This is a genomic window from Chryseobacterium sp. HNCC26DJ240 (genome assembly GCF_057180485.1).
The window spans coordinates 101184-122954 of record NZ_JBXUGK010000009.1; the positions used below are offsets into that span (position 1 = coordinate 101184).

The window sequence follows — 21771 nt, forward strand, 5'->3', positions numbered from 1 at the left end:
GTGTGAGAGCTCGGAAAATTAAAAAAAGAAAGGTGAAAGACTTGAAGATAAAGCTAAAAAAGAGATTAAAAAATTTAATTTTAGAATAATCATTTTAAAAATTTTCCGAAAATCAAAACCACGAAGTGGTTTAATACTAATAGCCGTGGGTGAAATCGAGGGACGAGATTCGGCGAAGCCAAACCCATGGAAATATAAAACGATATTCACAAGGACCACGAAGTGGTTCAACTAACCGAGCTTTACAACAAAAAACGACTCTGAAAACATTTCCAAAGTCGTTTTTGATTTTAAATTTTAATTATCAGAAATCAACGGAACCCTAAAACTCTCCATCCCATCATTCCTCCTTATACCACGACGAATATTTCACATAATTATCTGCAATTCTGTTTACTTCGCCTTCTAAAAGCTGAGAATTAATATCTTTTAACTTCCTTGCCGGAACACCGCCCCAGACTTCTCCGGATTTGATGTGCGTTCCCTGCGTTACCACAGATCCTGCACCAACGATCGAATTTTCTTCTACCACACAATTATCCATCACGATAGAACCCATTCCGATTAGAACGTTGTCTTTGATGATGCATCCGTGAACAATTGCGTTGTGACCTATGGATACGTTGTTTCCAATATTTAAGGGGTGTTTCTGATAGGTACAATGTAACATTACATTATCCTGAATATTGACTTTGTTACCCATTTTAATGTAATTTACATCCCCACGAATCACGGCGTTGTACCAAATGCTGCAGTCAGTTCCCATTGTAACATCTCCAATAATGGTTGCGGTTTCTGCCAGAAAAGTATTTTCTCCAATCTGAGGAGTTTTTCCTAAAAGTTCTTTTATTAAAGCCATATTTTAATTTTAATTTGATATTTTAAATTAATGATTTTTAAAACGCAGATTGTGTTTTTATTTGACTTAGGAGATTGAAGCGTTAAAAAATTTTAGAAAGATTTCGTTAAGAAATTTCCACTGTTTGATTGGCGGCAACAAGTGTCTTTAAGCTTTATAAATTTGTTTCCGCCCGAGTTTGGAAATTTTAGGAATCTTTCTAAAATTTTAGCGAAGACATCCAGGTCTTGAATTTTTGGTTCTTTTGTTTGACTGCGTCGAATCTTCGATTTCAAGACAAAAGAACAGAATGAAATTTTATATATAATAATCATCATAGCAAAAATCTAACTCCCAACTTCCAGCTTCTAACTTCTAAATCCGTATTTTTGTACATTCAAATTTAATTAAAAAATGCATACCATACTTATAGAACCAACCGAAAACCCGAAAGTGATGAAATTTGTAGCCGACTACAATTTGATTCCTGGGTCTTTGGAGTTGGACAGAAATTCTGATGTTTCAGAAATTCCCTTAGCGCAGGAGCTTTTCAACTATCCTTTTGTGGAAAGAATTTTCGTCACAGCCAATTTTATTGCAGTGGCAAAACAAGATACTGTTGAGTGGGAACACGTGGCAGAAAGTCTGAAAAATGTAATCGAAGACGAACTTTTGGCAAACCCAAGAATTTACCTTCAGAAGAAAAAAGAAATGTATCAGATCTATGCTGAAATGACACCTAATCCGAATGCTATGAAGTTTGTTTCAAGCAAAATACTGATGGATGGTTTTGTGGAAGTAAAATCAAGAAATGAAGCAGAAGGAGTTCCTTTGGCTGAGGCAATTTTCAAAGAATTTGATTTTGCAACGGAAGTGTTTATTTCAGATAATTTCGTAGCAGTAACGAGAGATCATTCTGTAGAATGGCACCAGGTAATGATGGCTGTGCGAGGCATGATTGCTGAATACCTTCAGAATGGTGGTGAGATTTCAAACATTGAAAGTCAGAAACATGAAAATCCTGTAGAAAAAATCATTAACAGAGATTACACCGATGACGAGCAGAAGATTTCTGATATTTTAAACGAATATGTTGCTCCGGCAGTAGAAAACGATGGTGGAAAAATTTCTTTAATGGAATATGATGCTCCAAATAAAACCGCTAAAATGCTTTTACAGGGCGCCTGTTCAGGATGCCCAAGTTCAACAGCGACTTTAAAAGGCGGAATTGAAAATATTTTAAAACAGTTCGTACCTGAATTAGTAGAAAAAGTAGAAGCCGTAAACGGATAAATAGATAAGTAATGAGCAATGAGTAATAAGCAATATGTTAAATTACTCATTACTGATTACCCATTACTCATAATTATGAAGGGAATTTTATTAGTCAACCTCGGTTCGCCAAGGTCAACATCTGTTCCGGATGTGAAAGAATATCTTGATGAATTTTTGATGGATGAAAAGGTAATTGATTACCGTTGGTTTTTCCGTGCACTTCTGGTAAAAGGAATCATCCTCAATACAAGACCTGCAAAATCTGCCGAAGCTTACAAAACAGTCTGGACAGACGAAGGCTCCCCCTTAATCGTCATCACGAAACAGCTTCAGGCAAAACTTCAGAAATTAGTGGATGTTCCGGTAGAAATCGGAATGAGATATGCTCAGCCCAGCATTGAAGCCGGAATTCAGAAACTCGTCGATCAGGGTGTTACAGATATTGTACTTTTCCCGCTGTACCCGCAATATGCGATGAGTACAACAGAAACGGTAATCGAAAAAGCTGAAGAAGTAAGAAAAAAAATTTTTCCACAGGTGAGGATTAATTACATTCAGCCTTTTTACAACAGAGACATATATATAGAATGTCTTGCAGAAAGCATTAAGGAAAAACTCCCGGAAAATTTCGATGCATTACAATTTTCCTATCACGGCGTTCCGGAAAGACATATATATAAGACAGATCCTACCAATACCTGCAATTTAAACGATTGCTGTTCCCGTGAAAACAATCCGAGTCATCAATTTTGCTACCGTCATCAGTGTTTTGATGTGACGAATTCGGTTATAAAAAAATTAGGTCTACCTAAAGAAAAAGTGATGGTAACATTCCAGTCCCGTTTGGGAAAAGACAAATGGATGGAGCCTTATACCGATGAAACATTGGAAAATGTTGGTAAAAAAGGGGTTAAAAATTTAGCAATCGTTTGTCCAGCCTTCGTTGCAGATTGCCTTGAGACTTTAGAAGAAATTTCCGTGGAAGGAAAACATCAGTTTGAACATGGTGGCGGTGAAAATTTCCACTACATCCCCTGTCTTAATGATGAAGACCGATGGGTAAATGTGGTAAAAACACTTTGTGAAGAAAAATTAAATGAATTTTATTTGGTTTAAATTGTAAAGACATGCAGTTCCGATACGCAAGACATACACAAAAACTTGAAAGTTTAATTTACTTTTATACTTCGGTTTTAAATTTTGAAATACTTGGAGAATTTAAAAATCACGACAATTACGACGGAGTTTTTCTTGGAGTAAAAGATCAAAACTGGCATCTGGAATTCACACAAAACGGAGAAGAACCCGTTTCTGAGTTTGATGAGGATGATGCTTTGGTTTTCTATCCTGAATCAAATGAAGAATACAACAGAATTCTGGATAATCTTAAAAAGTTCGAAGTTCCTGTTTTGCAACCCAAAAATCCATATTGGACAGAAAATGGAATCTGTTTTGAAGATTGCGACCATTACAAAGTCATTGTTTCTCCTCTTAAAATTAAATCATAGCAATACCTCTGTGAATCTTACAATATATTTTAGAAAAAACGATATTTAAATTTAAATATCGTTTTTTTTATTCCACCCCCCCCTCGTTTTTTAAGTTAATTTTGTTTAAAAATTAAAATATTTTAAAATAACCCTTAAAATATTAGGGGTAAAATTTTGTTTATTAATATTTTTCACTACCTTTACCTCATCAAAAACAAAATGACATTTAAAAATTTGAAATGATGGAGGCGACTATTGAAATTTTAAAAAAGAAAATCGAAGTTTTGAGTCCGGATCTTTTGGAAGCTCTTTCAAAGATTCTTGACAAGGTAGAAACACAGGTACTGGCAGATATTCCGCAGTTTCAGATGGATGAGGTTTCGTACAGAATTCAGTTTCATTCTGAAAATCCTGCCACAAAATTAGATTTCTTTGATAATTTAAAAGAATTGGAACAAATCTGTGCTTAGTACAATGAAAGTACTTCTGTCATCCATTGCAAAAAATGACATTCGCATGCTGATGCGTGTTTTCAACTCTGAAAAAGAACATCAAGATAAGCTGTTTTTGGACGTATTGAAAGATTCTGTACATCAGATTGTAGAAAATTCAGAGCATATCGATATTAAAAACAAGGAGATGCAGGTTTTCAAAACCCAAAAACTCCCGATCAATATCCATTATATATTTGAAAATGATGAAAACCTATTGATTACAGCGGTATTTAAAGAATAAAAGCCCTTAAAAAGAAACTTTGTTTATTTGACATATTATATTTTATTTTTCTGTGAGTCTTCAAAAGACAGTTGATCCCCAAAACCTTGCATTTTTTGTAAGGTTTTGGTTTTTTATTTCACAGGCGTTCTGAACTCCCCATAACCAATGAGCCCGTCGTAATTTCTCCCGAAAGGTCTGTAGTAAAGAAAAGCCTGATAGAGATTTTCTGTCTGCCAGAAATTTCCGTTTATTTCACCGAAATTCACACTTCCATTAGCTTCTTTCGTACCAAGAATATAATTATAGAAACCTTGTTTCAGAAATATTTTAGCAACATATTTTTTCTTTTCCGCATCGTAAGTCATGAGTGATTCTTTAGAAGGTTTAAAATCATTAAAACCTCCCAAAACATACAGTTCTTTATCCATCGGTTCGGAGTCTAAAGAAAAATGCACCACTGCATAATCCGCTTCTCGCTCAGCATTTCTCTCCTGCCCCATATCATTTCTTCTGAAATACCAAGCCCCATTTACATCAGGCTGATATTGATAATCTAAAGGATAAGCCCAAACCGGATGAAGATAAGTTTGATGCACATTTTCGATAATCTCAGTAGCCCTCACCATATCGGCCGGCATTCTGATGTTTTTATTATCAAAATAGTAAAACTCGTTATTTCCCGGGAAAGTAAGATTCATTTGCTGAAAAAGAAGCTGACTTCCCATCGTAGAACTTGGTTTCTGATTAAAAACAACCACGTTTGGATTGTTATTCTGAACCACATTCAGTGACATTGAATTCACATTGGAAGAGATATCTCCACCTTTGGAAATTGCCTGCACTTCAACTCTCTGATTGATGTTAGGTTTTCTTGCATCGGAAACTCTGGTAATATTTAAAGCTAAATTAACACCGTTTTCAGAAATACTGAATCTTCTTTTAAAAAGAGGTTTGTCTGCAGAATCTTTATAAACTATAATTTCAAAATTCCCGGAAATTTTCGGTCTGATTTTATCATTCGGAAAAGTAAGCTTGTAATGCGTGTACGGCTGAAGCGTGTTGAAAGAATATTCAAACTGATCAAGCAGGGCATTCATTGTTCCCGTAGCAATCTCTGTGAAAAATAAATTATCATCCTGCCAGTTTCTGTCGTAATGTTTCAAAGTGTAACGGTAGATTGTACTTCCATTGGTTAAATCATCAAAACTTAAAACCAACTGTTCGCCCATATTGATCACCGGTGTTTCGTCATTTGTCTGGGGATTAAAAAGCTGTACGCTCTGTATATTTTGACCGAAAGCCAAACTGCTAAGGCTTAATAAAAAAATCTTCAACGTTTTCATTATGACGAAGATAACGAATCTCTAAAGAATATCGTATTTTTGAGCGCTAAAAAATATTAAATATGCTTCAGATCCAAGGTTTCGTGTGCAATTTTGCAAGTGAAAACACTTACATTCTTTATAATGAAAACAAAAATGCGTGGCTCATCGATCCGGGCAATATGAACGAGCAGGAAACCCAAGCAATTGAAGGTTTTATTACTGAAAAGGATTTAAAGATTGAAAAAATCATCTTAACTCACGCTCACATCGATCATATTTTAGGTTTACAGTGGGCATTCGACACTTATAAGGTTCCGGTGACAATGCACCAGGATGACAAGGAAGTTTTGGATATGTTCCAGATTAGCGGAATGAGATTCGGATTTGAACTGAATCATATCAATGTTGATTTGGAATACATCAATGAAGGCGATGAACTTGATTTTGACGGAGAAAAATTTAAAATTTATCACGTTCCGGGTCATTCTCCAGGAAGCGTGGTTTATCATAATAAAGCGCAGAAATTCATGATTTCCGGTGATGTTTTATTTGAAGGAAGCATCGGAAGAACCGATTTGTTTAAAGGAAATTACGAACAGTTAATTGAAGGAATTAAATCCAAACTCCTCATTTTAGATGAAGAAACACAAGTATTCTCAGGCCATGGAAATCCGACTACAATTGGTTTTGAGAAACAGTATAATCCGTTTTTGAGGTAATTATTTCATCAAAACAATTCAAAACTTTTGTTATAAAATTAAAAACCCTTGAATATCAGCATATCCAAGGGTTTTATTGTGGTCCCACCTGGGCTCGAACCAGGGACCACCTGATTATGAGTCATTGCAGGATTTCCGTAATTTACTGTATATCAAGGGGACAGAAAAGGGGACATTTTATTTTGTTTGATGATTTATTATGTTCTATGACCATCTACTAAAAAAGTCTTGCAACAAATCTTGCAAGAACATCTGTTTCTCGCAAGATTTTGAACGGTAAATTCGCCTGAGCTTCATCAGTCAATTAATTATATTAATAATAAAATATAGTAAAAAAAATCTTCTAAATTACCCACGAAGTATTAAAATTAGAATCTTGACTTATATCTGTAAAGTCTGAGACAATGTTTTTCCAATCTTGTATCGGAGAAATATTGACATCTAAACCATAGTTAATTCCTACTGATATATAATGTTCTAGTGCAAACTTTGTTGCCTGAAATTCTTTAACATAATTTTCGACACCTTTTGATTCTATGTACTTTTTATTATTTTCTAAATAAGAAATAAAATAATCAACAACTTTTTTATTTATGGGAGATGAATTATATTTCTTCAGAGATTTTAAACCTATTGTATAAAAATCATGGAATGTTCCTAATCCATTTTCAACATCTAGATTTTTGTTTTTTAGTGCTTCAAAAAGATAATTTCCTAGATTTGTAATAATAATTCTAATATCCTTTTCATGAAGTATATCTTTTTGAATTATATTCTCAATTAAATAGTTGGGAACATCAAAACAATACATTGTAGATGGAAATAGTCCTTTTTCCAAGGCAAGAGAGGAACGGTAGTAATTACCTACTAAACTATGCCAAATCAAAAATCCTTTTTGATAATTTCCTAAATTATTAAACTTAGTTAAAATGTCTGAGCATATTGATTGTATTCTATAATTACATTCTCTAAAAATTTCTGCATCATCCAGATCCATTGCAATAGTTTGAATATCTCCTAAATAATCAGTAATACCAACTAAATGATCCCATGACAAATCCGATTTTAAATAAGAAGGATGAGTATCATCAATATTTTCATACAATTTCAAAAGACTCCAATTATCTCTTTCATTTGGGCAATTTTTAATTACATTTTCACGAAAAGAATTTTCAATGACATTTAATGCTGTTTCTAATGACAATGTATTATTAAATTTTTTGTATAGGTTTTTGACTTCCAAAAATATAAAAGATTCAAATTCTTGAAAATGTAAAAGATTTATTTTTTTTTCAGCTCCATATAAATAAATATCCTGAATAGAATACCAAACTAAATCAAAAAACTGAGGATCATCTGCCCTAATAGCAGTCTTACAATTTTCTGACCAAAGCCATCGTAATGCATTCAAAACTGTATCACATTTAAATCGATCGGTACCATCACCGATAAAACTTATTGATTTCTCCAATATTCTTTGATTTACAGCTTCATATGACGTGATTTTACTTTCTAAAATGTAGATATCAATTTCTCGTTTTAAAATTCTTAAATTGCTATTTTGATTAACGCTGTGTTGAGTGACTGAAATTTCTTTGAAATCATCAAAATTTAGTTTATCAACAAGTTTGAGAACTTCATTTATTTGACTGCTATTACTAATAATATCTCTAACTTGAACAAAAAGTAGATATAAGTAGATAATAAATAAAATTCCAATGAAATAACCAGTCGTTATAAATTTGGAAGAGTTAAAATTTGGAATGAAAATATATGATATAAATGATATTAAAATCAAATTAATTGAAAAGTAAATAGAACTTTTTAGAGCGGGATTTTCTAGGGGGTTTGTAAATTGATTCTTTTGAATTTTTTCTTTAAAAAATTCTATTGAGAGAATAACTACGGCCATCAAAATCCCAAAAATTGACACTACAGATCCAAGAATCATTCCAAAAAAATCTTGGGGCGATTCTAATTGTGATAGATTTAAAAGATCCGGTATAAAGTTAATTTTTTCAATAACGGGTGTAAATGCAAGTAATGCAAACGTTAGTAGAAATAAAAATTGTATAAATTTCCAAGATCTGATCATTTTCTTATAAGTTGCTTTATTTATGATAAAGTTATCCAAAAAAAACATTAAATTAGTTTCCAAAATTATATTAACGGTTTAGACATTTTGACATCTAGTTGTTGATGTATAATAAATGTATCGAAATTTAGTATATCAATTACTAATCTTCTTTTTCAACAATATATTCTCCAATATTTCCCTTTTCAGCTAGCACTTCAAGTGGATCTTTAACAAATATAGTTTTCTCAGTTTTCTCAATTTCTGGATCTATATTGATATAAACTTCCCCTGTTTGTTTAAAACTTCTTGAAATCAATTTCCATGATACTTTTATTTTACTTTTTTGGGGAAATGGTTTAACAAAAAAAGAATCAGTAGTATACATATCATCTCCAACTATAATATTTCGTTGTGGAACAATTAGTACAGAAAGATCATCGTTTATACGAATATCTGGAATGTATTTACTAATGATTGGAAAATAGAATTTGGGACGTAACTCATTACTTTCTTTTATACTTTCTATATTATTATCGAATTTTAATGATACTCTACATTCCTCAATAGGAGCGTCTCCAGTATTATGAATTTTTACTTCTATTTGACAATAACTAAGATTAATTTTGGTTTTATCATTACGAGCATTATATATTTGACCGTATTTTTTTTGTGATCCGTTAAATGCAGCAAAAATTGAATCTGTATACTGATAATTTAAAATAGTATCTTCTAATTTGTAAACGGTAATTTGTTGTTTAAATTTTGGAGTAATAGTTGTTTCAGTATTGTCATTATCAAATGTTATTTTTACTGAATTCTTTGTTTTAAAATTAACACTATTAACGTAGTAATGATAGGTGTTGGGATTTTCCTCAATCAAGTCAACAATATCCTCCCAACTAAAAATATGAACTTCAAAAAGGTTTTTCTGAATATTCTCAATGTTTTTAATTCTTACATATTCTTCAATTTTTACATCTTTGTTAGCTGTTGTCGCAAAATAAAATTTTTTCAATTTTGGTTTGAAAGTTAATGCGAGATTTATTTCTTTATCAATTTCACCCTGAGTTAGATTTTTCTGTGTATAATCATCTTTACCTTTACATTGAATAGCAAAAAAATCTTTTTCATTATGAGGGATACCATATATATCTACTCCATTTTGCAATTGTCCTGACCGACCATTTTTTTTTATCTCAGCACATTTCCATATCTCACCCCAAAGTTTTTTACAGAGATTTTCAAAATCTTGCCAATTTTCGGGCTTTCTTAATTGTTGTGACGCTTTCATTTATATAAAAAACTAGAATTTTAAACTAGGTAGTTGGAAGATTAAGTTTCTCAAATAATACTTTATTCCTTTTCTTTGAATCTCTTATAAGTTTGTCAAAACTAATGATTTCAATATAGAGAGAATAATTTCTGTTAAAATTAAAGTATCCGTCATTATCCGGTAAGACGGTGAAGTTTTGATCTTCTGCAAATTTTCTCATATTGAGAGTCAAATCACATACTATGTATGCGTAGATTGGTGTTTTATCCTTGATGTCAAAGGGTCTTCCGTCCTTATCTAATGCTTTGTTATTTATAATTTCTCTGACATATGTGTTTACTTGATTAATTGGATTTTCTTTATCTGTATAATCATTACGCATGGGTCTTTTAAATTCAACAATAACGATAGAGGAGTAAGGTTTTTTTTCATCACTTAAAAGATGAGACTTATTAAAAACTACAATATCAGTTTCTTTTGTTGAATTGGATTCAGTTCGTTCTATTGATTTAAAAGTTTTATCTGATGCCAAATAATCATGAAATGAGAGTTTATCGTCAATGACCCACAAATTATGTTCTTCTAAAGATATTTCATCTGAAGTTTTTCGTAAAGGAAAAATTAAACTATGGATTATTTCTTCTGTCGAATATCCCGAATCTTTCTTTTTTAAATGTAAATCTAAGAGATCTAAAATCTGTTTTCTGTGTAATATGTATTCAGACAATTTTGCGGTACCAACATCTAAAATTTTTTCGTGCAAAACATCATTAAATGAATCTTCTTTAGTTTGGATGTTTTCAATCTCTACTTTTGTTTCTTTTAGTACTTCTAACTCTAATTTTTGCTGAATTTTGAACAATTCAACTTCAAGTTTGGAATCGTCTGAAGAATTAGAAATTTCCAAAATCTCACTGCTTTTATATTTTAGTAAATGTCTATATCTTGGATGTGTAACGACAAAATCTTTTACCCTCGTAAGTTTTTTTTCAGAAAAATATGATAGTTCGTCTCTAAATTCACTCCGGATGATTTCTGAAACCTTAATTTTAAACTCGTCAAAAGAAATTGATTCCAAAAACATATTATTTTCTTCATCAAATATTATTTCGGTTCGTTCTTCATTAACATTTTCATCAAGATATTTCCCGGACACATATACACTTATTGAATATTTTTCTCCATTAATATCTGTGAAAAATATTGGAATCTCAGGAACTTTTTCTGTTAGAGAGAAACTAACTACTTCCCTTTTATTTGCAAGTAAGTGGACTTTATTATCCGACTTTGTATTTTTAGACTTAACTATATCAATCGAAAACTTATTTTTGTTAAATACCAAGGGTCTTTTTTCGACAGTTTTTTCTATGAACGTACTAAAATAGTCATTTACTACAATTTTTCGGTCACCGTCAACAATTACAATTATTGGACAGTTGGTCTCAAGAAAAAAAGAAAAACAATGTTCCAATATTTTAAAAACGATGTCCTCAGCATTATTGTTACACCACCTTCTGTATCGCTCTTTTAAATTTCTTAGAGTGATTGTCGTAGACCAAAATCCTTCTCTGTCACCAATCATCGTGACGGACTCTTTCTCAATACCTTTTCTGGTGGTTTCAAAATTAAAATTTCTTTTTAAATATTGTGAATTTTCTTTGAATTGACTTTCAATTATTGCTCTATCAAATGCACGTAACCAAGTAATTCTACCAATTCCTTTTCCACCTCTTTCATATTTGTATGAAGAATGAGCAAAATTAAAAGACTCATAGTTTTCTTCTGTAAAACCAATACCGTTATCTCTGATTATAAAATCTTTAATCGGAGGTAATTTGCTCAGATCCGCATATTCAATTTCTTCTTGATTTAAACGAACAAGTTCAACTTCAATCAATCCCTTTTCATCAAGTTTTAAATCTTCAATTGCATGTATCGAGTTTACTATAGCCTCGTAAAGGGGAAGAAGAACTTTGTTGTTAGGTAATTTTTTTTCTCTAACTTTTCCGGCAATATCTATTTGCATAGTTTATTAGTTTTTTTGTGTAATTTCAAATATACAAAAGATGACATGATCTTTGTGAAAACTTTTGAAAGTTGGTTAAAACCTTTTAAATTGATTTTATTGAAAATTTAAATTCTTCACCTTTCTCCTTTATTTTTCCATCCAAATTTATTAATGACATTTTTTTCTCATCCTTTAATTCTTCGTAAAGATCTAAAGGGGTCGGTAAAATGTGAGGATGTGGAAAAAAGGTTTCAAAATTCTCTGAAATGTGTAAAGGAAAGAAGGTTTGAAATGAAAAGTTTTTATAGCTTAAGGACATCAATGTTTTGGGAATATTTCTTGAAAAATTTACTTTTCTCTCAAGAACTATACATCGAATTTTATTTGTAGGTCTATCAAATGGAAAAAGAGAAAAAATCATAGATGACTCAGTAATGGTATCACTCGTCAAAGACATTAACCAAGCAATTTCTGATCTATAATTATTTATTTTATCATTTCCGATTACAGAAATTCCCATTTTAATTAACGACCTATAAACGTAATTAGGAATATAAGTCGGGGTCTCTAATTCAAATTCAATATTGTTAGGATCCCCGATTATATTGTCTGGAAGGTTTTTGATATTTATAATACTATTAACGTCTTCAAATATTTCCAATCCATTATTAAATTTTGGTGTTTTATTTTTTTTGTTTTTAGTACTTGAAAAAGTATTAAATGGCAAGAGTATTCTCGCAAATTCACTATCGAACATTGAGAAATAATTATTACAAACATCGCATTCATAATATGATAATAAACTTTTATTACTGAGAAATTCCGGAAACGTATGACTAACATTTTTAAATGAAGTCTGAGGATGTTTTTTTTGACAGAACCGGCAAGTCCTATTATCTTTTTCACCTAAATAAATTTTCTTGCTCGGATCGTTTTCATGAATTTCAACAGATTCGATAATTGTATATTCTTCGAGTATTTTTTTCAAATCATTAACCACTTCATCATTTATGGGATAAGTAGACTGAATTTTCATATTGTTGTATTTTTCATCTGATGCATATCTTGTAAAAAGTCCTCTGATTAGAACATAATGTAAATTGTCTTTTTTGCTATCTAGACAGGTAATTTATCTATCTCAAATTTATTAGTTACACACAAAGATAAGTTACTAAAGTACATTTTGTTTTATTTCACAGAAAGTTTGACTACTGAGCATTATCATTTCATTAAAACATCTAACAAAAGAGTCCGTTTCACCAATGTAAAACGAACTCTTTAATGTTATTTTTTTGACAATATTCATCAACGTAAAACGCGAATACAGTTGGTGCCATTTCTTCCGTTTTTCCGGTCTCTTTGTTTCTTTTTATAAAATCTTCAAATCTTTTATCTCTTGCCCGAACTTCGTCAATCAGTGAGAAATAATAACAATTAACCGTTGAATGAATGTTGAATATTTCTTTATTTTTCGCAAATAACAACCTGTACAGATACGGATGTTTTAATTTCAAAATTTCCAAATGCGTAACATCATGGAAATTAATATTATTATACATGTGATTGTAATTGACATTTATTGAGTTTATTATCTTCTTAATTTCACGAAAATTACTCAACCAATAGACAAACAAATCATTTTCTTCAAAACCTAAATCGTAAACTAAAGGATCTTTTTCATACGTTTTTTTAAAATAATCGATTTTATATTTTAAATCTTGTGGCACCACAACATCCAATTGTTTTAAGAAATAATCTTTTAATAGAAATTTATCAAAATAAGGAAGATTAATTTCCACGTTGATAATCTTATCAAGATATTTAACCGTAGTTTCAGAACTTTGATGTTTTATACTCTCGTTCACATAACTCCTATCATAGGCAACAATAAAAAACACATTATTAAAGTTTGCAGTATTCCTTATAAGTTTTAAAAGTTCAAAAATTTCGTCTCGATCTAATCTATCAACATCGTCAACAAAAACAATAATTTTTTTGTTTAAGAGTCTAATTTTTTCATTTATATTGGTGAATATTGAATGAATACTTTCATCTTTTATTACAAGAGATTTTATGAAATTTATTATTCCTGATTCTTCTCCATTATTTAGAATTTCGTGTACATATTTTGATATTTCTGATGATAAATCAGATCCTAATCCTTCGGAAAGGGAATTGAAAAAATCTCTTATTAACACCTTTTTATCGTAACCCATCCACGGATTAAAATCAATAACTACAACATCATCTTTTGTAAGATCTTTTTTCACGATATTAAAAACTGATGTTTTACCGTCGCCCCACTCACCATTCAAACCAATCGTATAAGAGTTTGTGAACTTGTTACCCCTTAATATAGTTAGAATTTTTTTCGAAGATATCTCTAGAAGTCCACCTAATCCATCTTCGTTACTATCATTAAGGGGAAGATCTTCCAAAAGTCCACCATTACTTTCATTATTATATTGAATCTGAAATATATTTTTTAAATAACCCGTAAGATGGAGAACCAACAACAAATATAATCCATCAAGATATGCAACGTCTGATAAGAATTTCCATTTGAAGTAAGTAAACGGAAATTCAGTGTTAAAAAATCTTTCATACGTATAAAAAACTAACAATAATACAAGTAAGAAAGTAACCTTTATGTTGGGAATCTCATATTCACACTCTCTAACCTTGATTGACACATAAAAAACACTAATCAGTAAAATCAAAAAGTCCAAATAACCGTTTGAGTCCACTGTGTAAAACCAACCAAAAATCTCACCTTTAAAAAAAGTTTCGATTTCCGACGTGAAGGCGATCAACACTGCAATTGATACTAGAATAAAAAAAATATTCTTTATACAAATCTGAATATTAAAATCTGATTTCTCCTCCATAAGTGATGAAATATTTCATAAAGTTGTACTTGCAAGATAGTAATTAAAAAAATGTATTGATAGTGGTCTCACAGATTCTTGCAACAATCTTGCAACAACATAAAAAAAGACACTCACATCTTTGTAAGTGTCTGATTTTCAGTGGTCCCACCTGGGCTCGAACCAGGGACCACCTGATTATGAGTCAGGTGCTCTAACCAACTGAGCTATAGGACCTCAAAATTTGGTTAAATTTTGTGTTTGCAAAAATAGTAAAATTTCTGTGCCTGCAAAACTTTTTATGGCTTTTCTTGACAAAGTTCTACCAAAACACCATTGGTTGATTTGGGATGAAGGAAGACAACTAATTTGTTATCAGCACCTTCTTTCGGTTCTTCTGAGATAAACAGAAAGCCTTCTTTTTTTAATCTCTCAATCTCATCGGCGATATTTTCTACGCCAAAAGCCAAATGATGAATCCCCTCCCCTTTTTTATCAATAAATTTTGAAACCGGACTTTCTTCTTTCGAAGCTTCTAATAGTTCTATTTTCGATTCTCCGGCATTGTAAAAAGAGGTAACAACACCCTCACGCTCTACAGATTCTTTTTTGTAAGATTTTTTGCTTAAAAGTTTTGTGAAAAGTTCGTCAGAAACTCCCAAAGATTTTACAGCGATACCGATATGTTCAAGTTTCATAAGTATATTCTAAGATAATTAATTCTTTGATCCATTTTAAAAAGATCAATTGAAACAAAAGTAGTAAATTTGCACAAATTATGGAAAGTAACAGACAAAGAAAAGTAGCACAGATTATACAGGAAGATTTCGCAGAACTTTTCCGCAAACAGGCATCGGAAAGTAAACAAAACTTTTTGGTTTCGGTTTCTGATGTGAAGGTAACACCGGATTTGGGGATTGCAAAAATTTATTTAAGCATTTTCCCGCAGGAATTCCGTTCTTCAATTATGAAAGAAATTGAGGAAAATAAAGCGCAGTACAGAAATTTCATTGGCCAGAAAATGGCTAAACAGGTTCGCATCATTCCGCAACTTAATTTTTACCTTGACACCACTCTTGATGATGTGGAAAAAATTGAGAAAGAACTTCGTGGTGAAGGAGAAAATCCTATTCTGTAAATCTTGAAAAACATTGCCTTTTACATAGCATCGCGCTACCTGATTTCAAAAAAAGGGAGTACAGCGGTCACTTTTATCACATGGCTTGCCGTGGGAGCTATGAGTGTTGCAGTAACGGCAATGTTTGTAATTATCTCTGTATTTTCGGGTCTTGAAGATTTTAATGAAAATCTTGTAAAAGACCTCCACGCCGATCTTACGATAAAAAGTTCTTCGGGAAAAACGATCAAAAACACTTCTGAAATAACAAAGGTTTTAAAGCAAAATCAGGAAATCTCTCAGTTTTCGAGGGTTATTGAGGAGAAGATTTACATTAATTTTAATGGAAAAGGCGACATTGCATACCTCCGTGGCGTAGATTCGGTTTACGCTCAGGTAAATCCTATTCACCGCAGCATCGTTTATGGAAGCTATCCGGATTTTAGATATAATGACGAAGTTTTGATCGAAAACTCCCTCGATTTAAGACTTTCCATACCTGTAAATTCTGAAAAGGATCAGGCAACTTTGTATATGCCAAAACCGGGTAAAGGTCTCATTAATAAAGAAGAAGATATTTACAACCGTAAAAACATTTTTGTTACAGGTGTTTTCCCCGGAAAAGAGCAACTCAACAATTATATTATCGCTCCGATTTCTTTAGCCGAGGAACTTTTAAATCTTCCCAAAAATTCGGCTTACAATATTGTTATCAAACTTAAAAATCCTGAGAAGGCAAATGAGGTGAGACTGGACCTTGAAAAAAGTTTAGGCAAGAATGTAATTTTAAGTACAAAGTCTGAGGAGAATGCAGCATTCTGGAAGATGATTAATACTGAAAAGCTTTTTATCTATCTCATATTTGGACTGGTCATTTTCATTACAACTTTTAATCTTGCGGGTGCTATCATTATTTTGCAGTTAGATAAACGCGAGCAGGCGAGATCTTTGGTTTCATTAGGTTTTCCTCTAAGCCACCTCAGAAAAACATACTTTTACACGGGAATTCTTATTGTTTTTGCAGGTATTTTGAGCGGACTGATTATCGGAACTTCTCTTTGTGTTTTCCAGGAGTACACAGGGTTATTTAAAGTTGTTGAAAATCTTCCCTTCCCTGTAAAAATAGAATGGAAAAATTACCTTATCGTCTCTGCCACTGCAGCAGTCTTTGGCGTGCTTGTTTCTTGGATTTTTTCCAAAATCAGCAAAGGCTATATTACTAAAAGTTAATATATCAGCGATTTAAATTTCGTACCTTTGTCGCCCAATTTTAAAAAAATGAAGCGATTTCTCTCTTTTTTAGCATTTAGTTTTGCTGTAATTTTCAGTAATGCGCAGGCTCCGGCAGGTTATTACGACAACGCCGCAGGTCTTACCGGAGCAAGTTTAAAGACAGCTCTGAAAACAATTATTACTGCCAATCACAACGCAGGAAGTTACAACGGCTTATGGACAGCTTATCAGACAACTGACCGTGATAACGCTCCGGGTGTGACAGGCCTTGAAAATGACGGAAGTATTTTAGATATTTATTCTGAAAACCCGAACGGTACAGATCCTTACAATTACTTCAGTACTGCTTCACAGTGCGGAAGTTATGGTGGAGAAGGCGATTGCTACAACAGAGAACATATTGTGCCTCAAAGTTTATTTAATGAAAATTCTCCAATGGTTTCTGATGTTCATTTCATCAGAGCAACTGATGGATCGGTAAATAACGCCAGAGGAAATTTACCTTTCGGAACTGTGGGCACAGCGAATTACACTTCACAAAATGGCTCTAAAAGAGGAAACTCTGTTTCACCGGGGTACACAGGAACTGTTTTCGAGCCTATTGATGCATTTAAAGGAGATGTAGCAAGAATGATTTTCTATTTCGTAACTAGATACGAAACACAACTTTCAGGATTTTCTTCAGGAAACATGCTAGGAAGCTCTGCATTTCCAGGACTTCAAACCTGGGAACTTAACCAGCTTTTAGCGTGGCACAATGCAGATCCGGTTTCACCTAACGAAGTCATTAGAAATAATGCTTCTTACACTTATCAGGGAAACAGAAATCCTTTTATTGACAATCCTGCTTATGCTAATCAAATCTGGGGAACTCCAAGCACCGATACAGAAGCTCCAACAACCCCTACCAATCTTATCGTGACAGGTACAACAACCAATTCAGTTTCTTTAAGCTGGACAGCTTCTACAGACAATGTGAGTGTTACAGGATATAATATTTTTGTAAACGGTGTATTCCATTCAACGGTTACGGGGACTACAGCCACCGCTTCTGGACTTGCTTCCGGAACAACTTATTCATTCTATGTAATTGCAAAAGATGCTGCTAATAACCTTTCACCTCAAAGCAATATTGTACAGGGAACTACAACTACAGATACACAGATTCCAACTACCCCAACAAACCTTGCCGTAACTGGAACTTCACACAACTCTGTATCATTAAGCTGGACCGCTTCAACTGATAATGTAGGCGTAACAGGATATAACATCTACGTAAACGGAACTTTTCATTCAACAGTGACAGGAACGACAGCAACAATTGCTGGTTTAAACGCTTCTACAACTTACACATTCTACGTGATTGCTACAGATGCGGCAAACAATCTTTCAGGCCAAAGCAATACTACTCAGGGAACAACAACAGCTACTCCACCAGCCGGCACAAACTGCGGAACAGAAACATTTGACGCAATGCCTGCAGATGATTCACAGTACACCAGCAGAACGTGGACGAGCAACGGTATTACATGGAGTGCAACCGCTGCAAGAACTGACCAGAACATTACCGGAAGAGCATTGATGATCAGAAACGGTAATCTTACAAGTTCAACCATTACAACCGGAATTAATACTTTGACTTTAACTACTCAGCTAAAATTCAACGACAGCGCGGGAAATCTTACCGTACAGATCAACGGAAATGTGGTGGGAACTATCCCTTACAGTTCTACAGTACAGACGACAACTATCAGCAACATCAATGTTTCTGGAAATGCAGTCATTTCAATTATTAATTCCAACAGCAATAGAATTGCAATTGATGATTTGAGCTGGACTTGCGGAACATTGAGCACAAAAGATCTTACCGTTGAAAAAGCACAGTACCAACTTTATCCAAACCCGGTTAAGAATCACCAGATTTTTGTTAAAGGTGAAAAACTGGATAAAATTAAAACTGCTGAAATTTATAACCTGAATGGTCAGCTTTTGAAGAAGATTGAAAAACCATTCATTCATTCGAATAAAATTGAAGTAAGAGAGCTTTCTAAAGGGATTTATATTTTAAAAACTGATGAGTTTTCGACAAAATTTATAATTGATTAATCTAAAACGATTTTCAAACCTAAAAGGCCGGCATTGTCCGGTCTTTTTTTTATTTTTGAACTATGGAAAGCAAGCATAAACTGGGGTTGATCGGGCAGAATATCTCCTACTCTTTTTCAAAAAAATATTTTGAGGATAAATTTCATAAACTGATGGTTAAAGATTATTCCTATGAAATTTTTGATTTGAAGAATATTAATGAGGTTGAAAATCTCTTCGCTGATACCGAAATTTTAGGTTTTAATGTAACCATTCCTTTTAAAGAAAAGATCATTGGTTATCTTGATGAACTCAGTGATGAAGCGAAAAAAATAGGCGCTGTAAATTGTGTAAAAATCGAAAACGGAATTAAAAAAGGCTACAATACCGATGCAACAGGTTTTGAGAAAACTTTACTTCTTCATATGAAACCGTATCACCAGTCTGCAATGATTTTAGGAAACGGAGGTGCAGCAAAAGCTGTAAAATATGTTTTAGATAAAATGCAGATTCCTAATATCACTGTTGCGAGAAGCTCTGAAGATTTTAATTTTAAAAATATTTCGGCAGAAACTGTACGAGATCATCAGTTGATTATCCAGACTACACCTGTTGGAACTTTCCCGAACGTGGACGACTGTCTGGATTTCCCCTTTGACGGAATCACCGACCAGCATTTGATTATTGACCTGATTTACAATCCAAACTACACTAAATTTATCATTAAAGCTTCCGAAAAAGGTGCAAAAACCGCCAACGGATTTTATATGCTTGAGCAACAAGCAGAAAAAGCATGGGAAATTTGGAATAATCAAAAAAAATAGTATAAATTAGTACTTTGTTATGTTTTTTACAAAATTTGAAAAACATAACACCAAAACACATAAAAGATTTGCTATGACTGCAGAAAATAACTTTTCTGAAAACGAAGAAAAGAACATCCAGGAAAACCAGGAAGAAACTACAAACCCAGTTCAGAATGAAGAAACTTCAACGAATGAAGAAAACGAACATCACGAAGAAGTGGAACATGAAGAACTCAATCTTGCAGATGCCCTGAAAGAAATGGAAAGCATCATCAACAGTCCGTCGGCAGGTGAGCAGCACAAAAGATTTAATTTCCTGAAAGAAAAAGCAAATCATTTTATCCACGACGAAGTGGAAGACAAAAGGCATGAACATACCGATGCCGGAAACCCTTCTGAGCATTTCAGCTACCATCACCCGCAGCAGTCGAGACTCAATGCTTTGGTACATATTTTCAAAGAAAAGCACGACGATTTCCAGAAACATCAGGACGAGGAGCAGCATAAAAATCTTGCTCACAGACAGGAAATTATTGAAAGGCTTAAAAATCTTTATACTAATTCCGAGCCTGGCGTAAATTTATTCAAATCAATCAGAGAGATCAAGGAGGATTGGTCAAATTCCGGTCAGGTAGCAAAGTCTGAATTTAAAATTTTAAACAACAATTATTTTCATCACCTGAATCAGTTTTATCAGATGCTTGATCTTAATAAAGAATATATGGAGCAGGAATATGCTCATAATCTTGAAAAAAGACAACACATCATCGACCGTGCAAAAGAGCTGGAAAATGAACCAATCATTCAGAAAGCACTGAACGAACTTCAGTATCTTCACAAACTTTGGAAAGAAGAAGCAGAGCCGGTTGCAGAGGAATTCCGTGAAAAAACATGGGAAGAATTTAAAGAAATTTCCAATAAAATTCACGAAAGAAAATCTGAACTTTCTGCTGCTATTGAATCTGAGCAGAATGAGAATCTTGATAAGAAAAACAAGATTATTGAAGAAATCAAAAAACTTTCTGAACCAGGCGAAAACCCCAACCATAATTTCTGGCAGAACGCCATCAGAAAAGTGGAAGACCTGCGTACGGAGTTTTTAAAAATCGGAAGTGTCCCAAGAAAACTTTCCAACCAAAACTGGAATGATTTTAAGGTAACTTTACGCACTTTCAATACCAGTAAAAACTCTTACTACAAATCTTTAAAAGGCTCACAGCAAAGCAATCTTGAAGAAAAGCTAAAGCTGATACAAACGGCTAAAGATAATATGAACAGTGAAGATTGGGATGTTATTGTTCCGCTTTTCAAAAAACTTCAGGAAGACTGGAAAAAAATTGGTCACGTACCAAAAAGTATGACCAATAAGATTTGGGAAGACTTCCGTGAGGCCTGTAATACTTTTTTCAATAATTACAGAGAAAAAAGCAATGTTTCTAACGATAACTGGAAAGAAAATTATAAGACCAAAAAAGCTTTGCTTGATGATTTGAAACTGGTTACCGACGAAGAAGGAAGCGTAGAAAAAATTGAAAGCATCAAAACAGCCTGGAACAATATCGGAAAAGTTCCAAGAGATAAAATCGGGATCAATTCTGAATTTAATAAAGCTTTAAGAGAAAAACTGAAGCTGAATAAAATGAACGAACTGGAGCTGAAAGAAGAAGGTCTTTCTGAAAATCAACTTACAGATAAAGCCAGAAAAATCAAAACTCAAATCTCTGAACTTGAAGCTGAAATTGTAAAATTAGAAAACAATCTTGCATTCTTCACAAAACCATCCAGAGAAAACCCTCTTTTGGCAGATACTTACAACACATTAGACAGTAAAAAAGCCCATTTGGAGACTTTAAAACAGAATCTTCACAGCATTATCAGTGGCGAATAATTACTAAAATACTTTATACAGGCGAAGCAAAGCAATTTGTCTTCGCCTTTTTT

General features: G+C 32.9%; 19 protein-coding genes and 1 tRNA gene. 11 read left to right on the top strand and 9 right to left on the bottom strand.

Annotation, left to right across the window (positions count from 1 at the left end):
- Window positions 1-340 precede the first annotated feature (340 nt).
- Window positions 341-859: a gamma carbonic anhydrase family protein gene (locus tag AC2A1G_RS18140; RefSeq protein WP_484048306.1), complete on the bottom strand. Its 519-nt coding sequence runs from the start codon at window positions 857-859 to the stop codon at window positions 341-343.
- 393 nt (window positions 860-1252) lie between these two features.
- Here AC2A1G_RS18140 and AC2A1G_RS18145 point away from each other — a divergent pair, with 393 nt between their 5' ends.
- The 5 genes from AC2A1G_RS18145 (at window position 1253) to AC2A1G_RS18165 (ending at window position 4338) form a co-directional block, all read left to right on the top strand.
- Window positions 1253-2131, top strand: coding sequence for a NifU family protein (locus tag AC2A1G_RS18145; RefSeq protein ID WP_484048307.1), 879 nt, complete (start codon window positions 1253-1255; stop codon window positions 2129-2131).
- Between the two features lie 75 nt (window positions 2132-2206).
- On the top strand, window positions 2207-3229 hold the full coding sequence (gene hemH, locus AC2A1G_RS18150; RefSeq protein ID WP_484048308.1) for a ferrochelatase: 1023 nt from the start codon (window positions 2207-2209) through the stop codon (window positions 3227-3229).
- Window positions 3230-3240: 11 nt separating this feature from the next.
- Window positions 3241-3621, top strand: coding sequence for a VOC family protein (locus tag AC2A1G_RS18155; protein WP_484048309.1), 381 nt, complete (start codon window positions 3241-3243; stop codon window positions 3619-3621).
- 224 nt (window positions 3622-3845) lie between these two features.
- Window positions 3846-4073 (top strand): hypothetical protein, encoded by a 228-nt coding sequence (locus tag AC2A1G_RS18160; RefSeq protein ID WP_484048310.1) that lies wholly within the window; start codon window positions 3846-3848, stop codon window positions 4071-4073.
- Window positions 4074-4077: 4 nt separating this feature from the next.
- Window positions 4078-4338 carry a hypothetical protein gene (locus AC2A1G_RS18165; RefSeq protein ID WP_484048311.1) on the top strand — a complete coding sequence of 87 codons (261 nt, stop codon included), beginning with the start codon at window positions 4078-4080 and terminating at the stop codon, window positions 4336-4338.
- A gap of 113 nt (window positions 4339-4451) precedes the next feature.
- Here the strand turns inward: AC2A1G_RS18165 and AC2A1G_RS18170 are convergent, their stop codons facing one another.
- A complete protein-coding gene (locus AC2A1G_RS18170) occupies window positions 4452-5663 on the bottom strand; it encodes a type IX secretion system plug protein (protein ID WP_484048312.1) in 1212 nt (403 codons plus the stop codon).
- 62 nt (window positions 5664-5725) lie between these two features.
- Between AC2A1G_RS18170 and AC2A1G_RS18175 the strand changes: the two genes are divergently transcribed.
- Window positions 5726-6364: an MBL fold metallo-hydrolase gene (locus tag AC2A1G_RS18175; RefSeq protein WP_484048313.1), complete on the top strand. Its 639-nt coding sequence runs from the start codon at window positions 5726-5728 to the stop codon at window positions 6362-6364.
- A 343-nt stretch (window positions 6365-6707) separates the two neighbouring features.
- On the opposite strand, the gene AC2A1G_RS18180 is transcribed toward AC2A1G_RS18175, so the two are convergent.
- The 7 genes from AC2A1G_RS18180 to mce form a co-directional block, all read right to left on the bottom strand.
- Window positions 6708-8522, bottom strand: a complete 1815-nt coding sequence (locus tag AC2A1G_RS18180) for a hypothetical protein (RefSeq protein ID WP_484048314.1) — start codon at window positions 8520-8522, stop codon at window positions 6708-6710.
- Between the two features lie 79 nt (window positions 8523-8601).
- A complete protein-coding gene (locus tag AC2A1G_RS18185) occupies window positions 8602-9732 on the bottom strand; it encodes a hypothetical protein (RefSeq protein ID WP_484048315.1) in 1131 nt (376 codons plus the stop codon).
- Window positions 9733-9757: 25 nt separating this feature from the next.
- A complete protein-coding gene (locus AC2A1G_RS18190; protein ID WP_484048316.1) occupies window positions 9758-11740 on the bottom strand; it encodes a Shedu immune nuclease family protein in 1983 nt (660 codons plus the stop codon).
- Between the two features lie 85 nt (window positions 11741-11825).
- Window positions 11826-12758 carry a hypothetical protein gene (locus AC2A1G_RS18195; RefSeq protein ID WP_484048317.1) on the bottom strand — a complete coding sequence of 311 codons (933 nt, stop codon included), beginning with the start codon at window positions 12756-12758 and terminating at the stop codon, window positions 11826-11828.
- Window positions 12759-12978: 220 nt separating this feature from the next.
- Complete coding sequence (locus tag AC2A1G_RS18200; RefSeq protein ID WP_484048318.1) at window positions 12979-14610, bottom strand: KAP family P-loop NTPase fold protein; 1632 nt, start codon at window positions 14608-14610, stop codon at window positions 12979-12981.
- 142 nt (window positions 14611-14752) lie between these two features.
- Window positions 14753-14826, bottom strand: a tRNA-Ile gene (locus AC2A1G_RS18205).
- 62 nt (window positions 14827-14888) lie between these two features.
- Window positions 14889-15287, bottom strand: a complete 399-nt coding sequence (gene mce, locus AC2A1G_RS18210) for a methylmalonyl-CoA epimerase (RefSeq protein ID WP_484048319.1) — start codon at window positions 15285-15287, stop codon at window positions 14889-14891.
- An 80-nt stretch (window positions 15288-15367) separates the two neighbouring features.
- On the opposite strand from mce, the gene rbfA reads away from it, so the two are divergent.
- From rbfA to AC2A1G_RS18235, 5 genes are all read left to right on the top strand, one after another.
- On the top strand, window positions 15368-15727 hold the full coding sequence (gene rbfA, locus AC2A1G_RS18215; RefSeq protein WP_056034986.1) for a 30S ribosome-binding factor RbfA: 360 nt from the start codon (window positions 15368-15370) through the stop codon (window positions 15725-15727).
- Between the two features lie 3 nt (window positions 15728-15730).
- Complete coding sequence (locus tag AC2A1G_RS18220) at window positions 15731-16936, top strand: ABC transporter permease (protein WP_484048320.1); 1206 nt, start codon at window positions 15731-15733, stop codon at window positions 16934-16936.
- Between the two features lie 48 nt (window positions 16937-16984).
- A complete protein-coding gene (locus AC2A1G_RS18225; RefSeq protein ID WP_484048321.1) occupies window positions 16985-19045 on the top strand; it encodes an endonuclease in 2061 nt (686 codons plus the stop codon).
- Between the two features lie 62 nt (window positions 19046-19107).
- The gene (locus tag AC2A1G_RS18230) at window positions 19108-19848 is read left to right on the top strand and encodes a shikimate dehydrogenase family protein (RefSeq protein ID WP_484048322.1); all 741 of its coding nucleotides are present in this window, start codon (window positions 19108-19110) and stop codon (window positions 19846-19848) included.
- Between the two features lie 73 nt (window positions 19849-19921).
- A complete protein-coding gene (locus tag AC2A1G_RS18235; RefSeq protein WP_484048323.1) occupies window positions 19922-21718 on the top strand; it encodes a DUF349 domain-containing protein in 1797 nt (598 codons plus the stop codon).
- The last annotated feature ends 53 nt before the right edge of the window (window positions 21719-21771 follow it).